This window comes from Tabrizicola sp., from assembly GCF_036781545.1.
In the GTDB taxonomy this organism is placed as follows: domain Bacteria; phylum Pseudomonadota; class Alphaproteobacteria; order Rhodobacterales; family Rhodobacteraceae; genus Tabrizicola.
The window spans coordinates 7,689-10,807 of the sequence record NZ_DAIQAT010000116.1; the positions used below are offsets into that span (position 1 = coordinate 7,689).

A 3,119-nucleotide genomic window follows, 5' to 3' on the forward strand; every position below is an offset into this window, starting at 1 on the left:
GGGCTGGCTGGGTTTCTGACCTATATCCCTACTAAAATAGTCAACCATGTCAAGCCCACATTCCACTGGTCCCCGCCGCACGAGCCGCTATCCTGCCCTCCGGACCAGAAAGATGACCCCAGACCCCGCCGGCAGCCTGCTCTCGCTTCCCCCGCCCCGCCTGTCGCAGCAGGCGCTTTCGGCCTTGGCGCAAGCCCATTGGGGCCTGACCGGCGTCCTTCACCCCCTCACCTCGGAACGTGACCAGAACCACCGGCTCGACACGGCCACCGGCAGCTTCACCCTGAAGCTCGCCAACCCTGCCGAGCCCGCACCCCTCACAGAATTCCAGACCGAGGCCCTGCTCCACCTCGCGCGGGAAGCTCCCGGACTGCCCATCCCCCGGGTGATTCCCGCAGGGGACGGCCGCGCCGTCCTTCCCACTCCGGACGGCGCGCTCCGCCTTCTCAGCTGGCTTCCCGGCACGCCCCTCGCCCACCTGCCCCGCACCCCGGACCTCGCCGCCGCCATCGGCACCGCGCTTGGCCACCTCGACGCCGCCCTTTCCAGCTTCCACCACCCCGCCGCCGACCATCACCTCCTCTGGGATATCCGGAACGCCAGCGATCTGGCCCCGCTCCTCCCGGCCCTCCCCGACGACCTCCAGCCCCATATCGCCGCCTTCCTCGACCACTTCGCCTGCCACACCGCCCCGGCTCTCGCAGCCCTTCCGCGGCAGGTCATCCACGGCGACTTCAACCCCCACAACCTGCTGGCCGACCCCGCCGATCCGGCCCGCCTGACCGGCATCCTCGACTTCGGCGACATGACCCTTTCGCACCGGATCTGCGACCTCGCGGTCGCCGCCTCCTACCTGATCGACCCCGCCGATCCCCCGGCCCTTCTGGTCCCGCTTACCACCGCCTACCACCGGACCAACGCCCTGACGGAACCGGAACTCCGCCTTCTCCCCGACCTGATCACCGCCCGCCTCGCGACCACCCTCACCATCTCCGCCTGGCGCGCTGCCCGCTACCCCGACAATGCCCCCTATATCCTGCGCAACGCCCCCACCTCCCGCGCGGGGCTCGACGCGCTGACCGATCCCGCCGCGCTCACCGGCGCGCTGCTTCACGCCTGCGAAAGGCTCCCGGCATGACCCGCCAGACCACGATGCTGAACGCCTATACCCCCGGAACCGGCCATCTTTCCCCAGACGACCAGGCCCTCGCCGAACGCCGCGCCGAAGCTCTCGGCCCGGCCTACCGGCTCTTCTACGAAACCCCGGTCCATCTGGTGCGCGGCCACGGTGTCACCCTCTACGCCCCGGACGGCACCGCCTATCTGGACTGCTACAACAACGTCGCCTCCGTCGGCCATTGCCACCCGCGCGTGGTCGAGGCGATGGCCCGGCAAGCCGCCACCCTTGCCACCCACACCCGTTACCTCAACGAGCAGATCCTCACCTATGCCGAGCGGCTGCTCGCCCTGGTGCCACGCGACCTCTCGCATGTGATGTTCACCTGCACCGGGTCCGAGGCGAACGACCTCGCGCTGCGCATCGCCCGCGCCGCGACCGGCGGGAACGGAATCATCGTCACCGACAACGCCTATCACGGCGTCACCCTCGCCACCGCCGAGATGTCGATGTCGATCGGCCCCGCCGTCGCCCCCGGCCCGACCGTCTTCCCGATCCCCGCCCCCTCCGCCGCGAACTACCCGCAAGGCATCGCGGCGGGCTTTGCGCAGGCCGTGGCTCAGGCCTGCGACCGCATGGCCGCGCAGGGCATCCGGCCCGCCCTCCTGATCGTTGACACGATCTTCTCCTCCGATGGCGTCTGCCCCGATCCCGCCGGTTTCCTCGCCCCCGCCGCCGCCGCCATCCGCAAGGCCGGCGGCCTCTTCCTCGCCGACGAGGTCCAGCCCGGCTTCGGCCGCACCGGCAGCCATTTCTGGGGCTTCCAGCGCCATGATCTCATCCCCGACATGATCAGCATGGGCAAGCCGATGGGTAACGGCTACCCGCTGGCCGGGCTGGTCCTGAAGCCCGAAATCATTGCGGAGTTCGGCGCAAAGTCGCGCTATTTCAACACCTTCGGCGGCAATGCCGTCGCTGCTGCGGTAGGCCTCGCCGTCCTTGACGTGATCCGCGACGAGGCGCTGCAGCAGAACGCCGCCACCGTCGGCGCCGCGCTGGCCGACGGGCTCCGCTCCCTCGCCAGACGCCATGAGGCTCTGGGCGAAACCCGGGCCGCAGGCCTTTTCATCGGCCAGACCATCCAGACGAATGGCACGCCCGACCCGGCCCGCACCAACCGTCTGGTGAACGCGCTCCGCGACAATCATATCCTGATCAGTTCCACGGGCCCGCAAGGCGACAGCCTGAAAATCCGCCCGCCGCTGCCGTTCAGCCAGGCAAATGTCGATCAGGTTCTGACCACGCTGGACCGGCTCTTGGGCTCGCTCTGAGACCCGGATTTTCGCAGGAAGCCCGGAAGGAAAAGCGTTGCCAGATCCTTAACGCCCGCGGCTAAGCCCTTGATTTCAAGTCATCCGGCGAAGCGCCCGCGCGCGGGCACCTATCCCAGGGAATAGCCCGCCCCGCGGACCGTCCGCACCGGATCGCCGCCGCCATGCTGCATCAGCGACTTCCGCAGCCGCCCCACATGCACGTCCACCGTCCGGGTGTCGACATAGATGTCCCGCCCCCAGACCAGGTCCAGAAGCTGCTCGCGGGAAAACACCCGCCCAGGCCGCTCCATCAGCGTGACCAACAGCTTGAACTCGGTCGGCCCCAGCTTCAGCACCTTGTCCGCCCGGTAGACCCGGTGGCTTTCGGGGTCCAGCCGGATATCCTCATGCTCCAGCACCACCCCCGCCGTCGAGGGCCGCACCCGCCTGAGCTGCGCCCTGGCCCGCGCCATCAGCTCCAGCACCGAATAGGGTTTCACCACATAATCGTCCGCCCCGGTCTCCAGCCCCCGGATTCGGTCCACCTCCTCGGCCCGGGCCGAGAGCATGATGATCGGGATCGACCTTGTCTCGGGCCGCATCTTCAGCCGGCGGCAGACCTCGATGCCGGAGACCTTCGGCATCATCCAGTCCAGGATGATGATGTCCGGCTCCTCCTCGTCGACCAG

General features: G+C 68.8%; 3 protein-coding genes. 2 read left to right on the forward strand and 1 reads right to left on the reverse strand.

Annotated elements, in window-relative coordinates:
* Positions 1-112: 112 nt before the first annotated feature.
* Together V7Q39_RS15185 and V7Q39_RS15190 are read left to right on the forward strand one after the other, a co-directional pair.
* Positions 113-1,138, forward strand: a complete 1,026-nt coding sequence (locus V7Q39_RS15185) for a phosphotransferase (RefSeq protein ID WP_333817450.1) — start codon at positions 113-115, stop codon at positions 1,136-1,138.
* On the forward strand, positions 1,135-2,448 hold the full coding sequence (locus tag V7Q39_RS15190; RefSeq protein WP_333817451.1) for an aspartate aminotransferase family protein: 1,314 nt from the start codon (positions 1,135-1,137) through the stop codon (positions 2,446-2,448). The genes V7Q39_RS15185 and V7Q39_RS15190 overlap by 4 nt, the downstream gene beginning before the upstream one ends.
* 110 nt (positions 2,449-2,558) lie before the next feature.
* On the opposite strand, the gene V7Q39_RS15195 is transcribed toward V7Q39_RS15190, so the two are convergent.
* On the reverse strand, positions 2,559-3,119 hold a 561-nt coding region (locus V7Q39_RS15195), incomplete at its 5' end, for a winged helix-turn-helix domain-containing protein (RefSeq protein WP_333817452.1).